Annotated in this window: 7 protein-coding genes, 1 pseudogene and 1 riboswitch; of the genes and pseudogenes, 3 read left to right on the forward strand and 5 right to left on the reverse strand. The window is 60.4% G+C overall.

The genetic code is table 11. The annotated features are described in order from the left end of the window. Positions 1-158: 158 nt before the first annotated feature. The 5 genes from F8N49_RS23590 to F8N49_RS23610 are packed head-to-tail and all read right to left on the reverse strand — an operon-like array spanning position 159 to position 4,237. Entirely contained in the window at positions 159-800 is a 642-nt protein-coding gene (locus F8N49_RS23590; RefSeq protein WP_125917748.1) for an urea amidolyase associated protein UAAP2, read from the reverse strand. A gap of 11 nt (positions 801-811) precedes the next feature. Further along, a complete protein-coding gene (locus F8N49_RS23595; RefSeq protein WP_150742387.1) occupies positions 812-1,537 on the reverse strand; it encodes an urea amidolyase associated protein UAAP1 in 726 nt (241 codons plus the stop codon). Between the two features lie 13 nt (positions 1,538-1,550). Continuing rightward, complete coding sequence (locus F8N49_RS23600; protein ID WP_125925287.1) at positions 1,551-2,339, reverse strand: ABC transporter ATP-binding protein; 789 nt, start codon at positions 2,337-2,339, stop codon at positions 1,551-1,553. Next, complete coding sequence (locus F8N49_RS23605) at positions 2,336-3,151, reverse strand: ABC transporter permease (RefSeq protein ID WP_151552807.1); 816 nt, start codon at positions 3,149-3,151, stop codon at positions 2,336-2,338. Before F8N49_RS23605 ends, F8N49_RS23600 begins: the two co-directional genes overlap by 4 nt. An 18-nt stretch (positions 3,152-3,169) precedes the next feature. Continuing rightward, positions 3,170-4,237, reverse strand: coding sequence for a putative urea ABC transporter substrate-binding protein (locus F8N49_RS23610; protein ID WP_151552809.1), 1,068 nt, complete (start codon positions 4,235-4,237; stop codon positions 3,170-3,172). Between the two features lie 63 nt (positions 4,238-4,300). Beyond that, a riboswitch (guanidine-I (ykkC/yxkD leader) is annotated at positions 4,301-4,401 on the reverse strand. Between the two features lie 349 nt (positions 4,402-4,750). Between F8N49_RS23610 and F8N49_RS23620 the strand changes: the two genes are divergently transcribed. The 3 genes and pseudogenes from F8N49_RS23620 to F8N49_RS23630 form a co-directional block, all read left to right on the forward strand. Then, entirely contained in the window at positions 4,751-5,176 is a 426-nt protein-coding gene (locus F8N49_RS23620; protein ID WP_151552811.1) for a hypothetical protein, read from the forward strand. Between the two features lie 196 nt (positions 5,177-5,372). Beyond that, a complete protein-coding gene (locus F8N49_RS23625) occupies positions 5,373-6,617 on the forward strand; it encodes a glycosyltransferase family 4 protein (protein WP_151552813.1) in 1,245 nt (414 codons plus the stop codon). Between the two features lies 1 nt (position 6,618). Beyond that, a pseudogene (locus F8N49_RS23630) lies at positions 6,619-6,965 on the forward strand (hypothetical protein); the annotation flags it as partial.

Below are 6,965 nucleotides of genomic sequence, written 5' to 3' on the forward strand. Positions count from 1 at the left end.
AGCGATGAGGTCGGCACATCCAACATTGTTGGTGACTGAAACACCGCAATCGCTGGCAAGCCAGCTCCCACAGGACTATCAGTGCCTTGAAGGTTTCAGGCACTGCCCGGAACGCGCCTGGCACAGGGCAAAAAGCCAACGGCGTAAACGGCTCAGGGTCAGTTCCATACCAGCAACTCCGCCGGGGTCGGGTTGTAGGCATTGCACGGGTTGTTCAACTGCGGGCAGTTGGAAATCAGCACGATCACGTCCATCTCGGCGCGCAAGTCGACATACTTGCCCGGCGCCGAAATACCGTCCTCGAAAGTCAGCCCGCCATCCGCCGTCACTGGCACGTTCATGAAGAAATTGATGTTCGGCCCGATGTCACCTTTGCTCAATCGGCCGTCGTGGGCGCAGGCGCGCAGGTAGTTATCGCGGCAGCTGTGCATGTAGCGTTTTTCCAGGGCGTAGCGCACGGTGTTGCTCTCTTGCGCGCAGGCGCCGCCGAGGGTGTCGTGGCGCCCGCAAGTGTCGGCAACGATGGTCAGCATCGGCTGGCCGAGGTTGGAATACAGCACGCTGCCGGTGCTCAGGTAGACGCTGTTCTGCCTACGCAAGGTGCGTTGCACGTCGTAGCGTTCCTTCGGGTTGGCGAGGCTGTAAAACAAAGTGTCGACGGCCTGATTGCCTTCCAGATCGAGGATGCGCAGGGTCTGCCCGGCCTTGACTTCCATCAGCCAGGGCTCGCCGGCGGGAATGGTGGCGCGGTAGATCGCGCTGTCGGCTTGCTTGTGCGAAGTGGCAATTGCGAGTGACATGGCAGCGATCCTCAGGCGAACAAACGGTCGGTGTTGATAAAGCCGCGCTCGTTTTCCGGGCGCGAAGTGCGGCAGTGTTCGGCGACGCTGGCGTCGGCGTTCATCCAGCTCAGCTTCAAGGGTTTCGGGGCGTATTCGGGTGACGGGTCCATCGGATGTTGCAGGGCGGTGAGCACCACCAGGGTGTCCATCGGCGCGTACAACTCGATGTAGTCACCTGCCTTCGAATTGCCCTCGACGAAGTGGAAACGCCCGGCCTCATCGACGTTCACGCGGCTGAACAGATTCAGGGTCATCAGCAGGTCGGACAGGCCCAGGCCCCACTTGCCGAGTTCCACCAGCAGGTTGTCGGTGCCGTTGCGAAAGAAGCCGTTGCGCAGTTCCTGGTAGCGGCCCTGGCCGTACTTTTCGGCGACTTCCTGTGCGCAAAGCACACCGCCGAGGCTGTCGCTCCAACCGCAGGTGTCGCCGGTGATCGCGGCGAGTACGCGGCCCATGTCCGAGTACAGGCAGTGGCCGGCGGTGAGCTTGGCGGTGTGTTGGCATTTGAGGCTGTCGGGCAGGTTCAGCCGCTCGGTTTTTTCATTGGCATTAAGCAAGGTCAGGCTGGCATTGGCGCCGCCGCGCAGGTCGGTCAGGCGCAGCAATTGGCCGCGCTTGAGCACGAACGAACGGTGGCCGCCGCCCGGCAGCAGTTCTTCAGCGAAGGGTGGGAAGAGTTGGATTGAATCAGTCATTGCAGCAGTCCTCTCAAGCAGTGCGAAGGGTGCCCGCCAGCGGCAGCGGCAGGGCCTCGACGGCGGCGCGCTGGGCGCGGCGGTCGCTGTTCAACGGGATGTCGTAGGTGATGCGTGCGCCATAGGCGCCGGGGGCGTGCGGGTCGAGGCGCACCTTGTCGAACACCAGCAGGCGCGTGCCCAGGCTGAAGCCTTCCGACAGGTCGTGGGTGACCATGAACACCGTCAGTTGCGTCTCGCGCCACAGCTCCAGCAGCAGCGCGTGCATGTCTTTGCGAATGCCCGGATCGAGCGCGCCGAACGGCTCGTCGAGCAACAACACGCGCGGCTTCATGATCAGCGCCTGAGCGATGGCCAAGCGTTGCTGCATGCCGCCGGACAGCTGTGCCGGGTACTTGTCCAGCGCATGGCCGAGGCCGACTTTTGTCAGCAGGGCTGCAGCCTGCTCGCGCGCCTCGCGCTTGGCGTTGCCGAACAGCCGGCCGAGCAAGGGCGCGCGCGGCAATTCGAGACCGAGGGCGACGTTGTCGAGCACGCTCAGATGCGGGAACACCGAGTAGCGCTGAAAGACCACGCCACGGCTGGCATCCGGCTCGCTGGCCAAGGGCTGGCCGTCGAGCAGAATCTCCCCGCGACTGGCGCTTTCCTGGCCGAGCAGCAGGCGCAGGAAGGTCGATTTGCCGCAACCGGAGGCGCCGACCAAGGTGCAGAACTCGCCCTCGTTGACGCTCAGGTTCAAGCCTTCCAGCACCACTTGATCGGCGTACTGCTGCCAGACGTTTTTTACTGTGATGAAGCTCATTTCGCCGCTCCCTCATACCAAGGGAAAACGCGCTGGGTCAGCTGTTTCAGGCCCCAGTCCATCAGCCAGGCGAGCAGGGTGATCCACACCACGTAGGGCAGGATCACGTCCATGGCGAGGTAGCGCCGCACCAGAAAGATCCGGTAGCCGAGGCCATCGGTGGAAGCGATCGCTTCGGCAGCAATCAGGAACAGCCACGCCGAACCGAGCATCAAGCGCAGCGAGATCAGCAAGCGCGGCAACAGCTGCGGCAAGACCACGCGCAGCATCAGCGTCCAGGTCGAGGCGCCCAGGGTCTGCGCCTTGATCAACAGTTCGACCGGAATGTCGCGGGCACGCTGTTCCAGATCCCGGGCCAGCGCCGGGGTGATGCCGATGACGATCAGCATGACTTTCGACAACTCGCCCAGCCCGAAGACGATGAACAGAATCGGCAGGATCGCCAGCGGCGGCACCATCGACAGCACCGTCAGCAACGGCGACAACGGCGCGCCGAACAGCGGCAGGGTGCCCGCCGCAATACCGAGGCAAAGACCCGCCAGCGCCGCGATGCCGAGGCCGATGGCCAAACGGCGCAGACTCGCCGCAGTGTCTTGCCACAGCAGGTATTCACCGGTGCGGCTGTCGGCGTTGAAGGCCAGGCGTTTTACCGCGTCGCTCATCTGCACGGCGCTGGGCAGCAGTTTGTCGTTGGGGTTGTCCGCCAGGCGCTCAGCCGAGCCTGTGAAGTAGGCGAACAGCACCAGCGCGAACGGCAGGATCACCAGCAACAGGCGACTCGGGCGATCGGGGTGGCGATTGATCAGGCGCATGGCCAAATCCTCCGTGGCTTACAGCTTGGCGTCGGCGGCCATCTGCACGTAGGTCGGATCGAAACGCAGCTTGAGATTGGCGGTGTCGCCGCTGGTCACGCCGTTGGCGAAAGACATGCCGACCGCGCTCGGGTCTTTCGCGCCTTCGCCGAGCAGGCCGTGCTCGAAGGAGAACTCGGCGACCTTGCGCATGGTGTCCGGCAGTTGTTTGCTGGTGGCGAAATTCAGCGCTTCGCTCGGCGTGGCGAACAGTTTTGTGGTGTCCAGTTGCGCCTGGAAGCCGGCGAGATCAGTACCCGAGGCCTTGGCCATGTGTTCCAGCGCAGCTTTGCTCGCAGCATTTTTTGCGTTCATCAAAGCGACCACTTCGAACCACGCGCCGGTCAGCGCTTTACCGAGCGCAGGGTTGTCTTTGAGGGTGGCGCTGTTGACCACCATCATGTCCATGATCTCGCCGGGAATCTGGCTGGAATTGAACACTTCGGTGACGCCGGGTTTGGCTTTGATATCCGAGAGCATCGGGTTCCAGGTGGTCACGGCGTTGACGTCGGCGGTGTTGAATGCGGCGGCAATGTCGGCGTCGGAGGTGTTGACCACCTTCAGGTCTTTCTCGGTCAGGTCCACCGAGTCCAGCGCGCGGGCCAGCAGGTAATGGGAGACCGACAGCTCGACCAGATTGACGTCCATGCCTTTCAGATCAGCGACTTTCTTGCCTTCACCCTTGAGCACGATGCCGTCGTTGCCATTGGAGAAATCGCTGACGATCAACGCGGTGCTGTCAACGCCGCCGGCAGCGGGAATGGTCAGCGCATCCATGTTGGTCATGGTGCAGCCGTCGAACTGGCCGGCGGTGTACTGGTTGATTGATTCGACGTAGTCGTTGAGCTGCACGACGTCGATCTTGATCCCGTATTTCTTCGCCCATTTGTCGACGATGCCCTGGCTGCCGGCGTATTCCCATGGCATCCAGCCGGCGTAGATCGTCCAGCACACGCTGAAGTGGTCTTTCTGGGCGGCGGAAGATTGCGTGCTGATGAGCGCGGCGAAAGCGGCGGCGAGCAGGGCGGGGAAACGTAGTCGGATCATTGCGGATTCTCCAGTTGATCGAGGGCGGACAGGAAGGCAACGCGGCACCGCGAACGGTGGCTTGTCTCCCGGGCTTTTGTCCCGCCGTGTAACCTCAACTGGAGGTCGCCAACTCTCGGACCAGCCACTCGCGATTGCGAGCCGGAACCCTAGTCAGCCATTGCAAATTGTGGTGCCGCGAACCTGTGATGACTCCTGCACGGGTTTGCTAAAGCGAGAGGCGTGCCAAGTCCGGCCGAGGCCTCTGCGGCGGGGATCTGCTGGATTGCCGAGGTGAGCGGGGCGATCGATAGCGCATCGTGGTGGTGCGTGGTTGCACCGTCATGCAGCGTGTTCAGGGTTCACGGGGGGTTGATTTGCGGATTAACAAGATTTCATGATCACTTGTTTCAACTTGTTGCAGAAACGCACCAGATTCCGAAACCGCTGTCTGATTCTTCGACAGTCACGCAATTGCTGACGGTCGCCTGCCAGCGTCGCTGGTGTGGCCAACCCGCGGTCCAGGAGGCCGCCATGTATCGCCGAATCGTACTGCTTGCCGTGATGCTTTTTTCCCTTGGCGGATGCGTTCCTTATTCCTATGGAGACAGCTACTACAGGTCAGAGGTCTACACATCACCCGCACCGGCCTATTACAGCGGTGGCGGCTCCTATTACCGCAGCGGCGGCACTTATTACACTCAGCCGCGCTACTACCAGCCAGCGCCGCGTTACTACCAGCCAGCGCCGCGTTACTACCAGCAACCACGTTATTACCAGGCGCCGCGGCACTACCAACCGGCCCCGCGTTACTACGAAAGCCGTCGCTGGCACGGCAATGATCGCGGACGCTGGGACGGCCACCGTCGCGGCGGTTGGGACAATGACCACCGCGGTCGCGGCAACTATGATCGCCACAGCGGTCGGCGTGACTACAACGGCCGTGGCAACCGCTGGTAAATCTCTGCAATGAACAAGCGGCGCATCAAGCGCCGCTTTTTTTTGCCCGGCGAAAAGTTGTTCCGTTGGCCATCTCCTAGGAGATTCCCGGAAGCGTCCTACAGTTTCATTTCGTGGTGTTTGTTAGCGTTCGTGGACGCCGAACGAGGCGAGCAATCCTCAGCTCGATAGCGGCGAAAAATGGACGTTCAGCGCTATGAAGCTTCTGGTTATTCATCAAAATTTTCCGGGTCAGTTCCGTCATGTGGTGCTGGCGGCGCTGGAGCGCGGTGATGAGGTTGTGGCGATAGGTCGGGACACTGCACCGGGCGTCGCCGGTGTGGAAATCCATCGATATCGAGCGACCAGCCGAGCGCCCGGCAATATTCACCCGTATCTGATCCGCTACGAACAAGCGGTGATCGACGGGCAGAAGGTTTTTGAAATCCTGGGCAGGCTGAAACGTTCGGGCTATCAGCCAGACGTGATTCTTGCTCATCCCGGATGGGGAGAGACGCTGTTTGCCAAGGACGTCTATGCCGATACGCCGCTGATTCACTATTGCGAGTATTACTATCGAGCGCAGGGCGCCGATTGCGGGTTCGACCCCGAATTCCGGCGAGCCGCAAGGGAGTCGTCACGGCTGCGCGTGCTCAACTCGCTGCATCTGTTGAATCTTGAACACTGTGATATCGCAATCGCGCCTACCCAGTGGCAGCGCAGCCTGTTTCCGGCCGCTTACCGGTCGGCGATTCGGGTCATTCACGAAGGTGTGATTCAAAGTTCTGACCTGGCGAAAGTCGGGGCAGTCAGATTGCCCAATGGAATCGAGCTCAAAGCCGGACAGCCGATCGTTACCTATGTCGCCAGAAACCTTGAGCCTTATCGCGGCTTTCACAGTTTCATGCGAGCGATCCCGCTTATTCAGGCCGAGTGCCCAGATGTGCAGATCATCGTGGTTGGCGGTGACGGTGTCAGTTATGGGAGTAAGCCGGTCGGGTACCCGGATTGGCGCAGCAGGATGGAGGCGGAGGTCAGTTTCGATCACTCCAGAATGCACTTCACAGGGAAACTCCCTTACCAGACCTACCGAGCGGTTCTGCAGTGTTCGAAAGTCCATGTTTATCTGACGTATCCGTTTGTCTTGTCCTGGTCGTTACTGGAAGCGATGGCGTCTGGTTGTGTGGTCGTTGCGTCGGACACGGCTCCGGTAAGGGAAGTCATCGTCGATGGGGCCAATGGCATGTTGGTGGATTTCTTCGACCATCAAGGAGTTGCCAGAAGTGTAAGCAAGGTTTTGAAGTCGGCAGGTGAGTACGATGGACTTGCCAGCGCCGCGAAGTTGACGGCAGGTCGGTTCAGTGTGGAATCGGGCGTGAGCCAATATTTTGAGGTTTTTGCAAGCGCGATATCCGGGCATAACGACATACCAACCGTTCCGCAGTTTGGCCGGGAGGTTTGAAATGCCCAGGAAGTCGCGTAAGCAGGCGATCAAGTGGGTTAAAAGGTTATTGACGTATGGGGTGTTCTTTTATCTCTGCTATTGCGTAGCGGAATTTTATATTCGCAAAGAACAATCTGCCGAGTCGGCGGCTATTCACCAGACAAACGAGAAAGCTTGCCAGAGCAAGCTGGCGAGCATGAAGCAAGTGCCGATATTAGGCGGCGCCTATATAGATAAGACGCTAGTCCCTGAGTTTTACGTTGGCATGCCTGAGATGGTGAACAAGAAAGCGTGTCTGGCGATTGCTCTGAAGGGGCTTTTCTGGTGGACCGGGACGGGGCTGCATCGGCACCAGAATCAGCGCCT

Source organism: Pseudomonas sp. GXM4 (assembly GCF_008923895.1).
GTDB classification, from domain to species: Bacteria; Pseudomonadota; Gammaproteobacteria; order Pseudomonadales; family Pseudomonadaceae; genus Aquipseudomonas; species Aquipseudomonas atacamensis.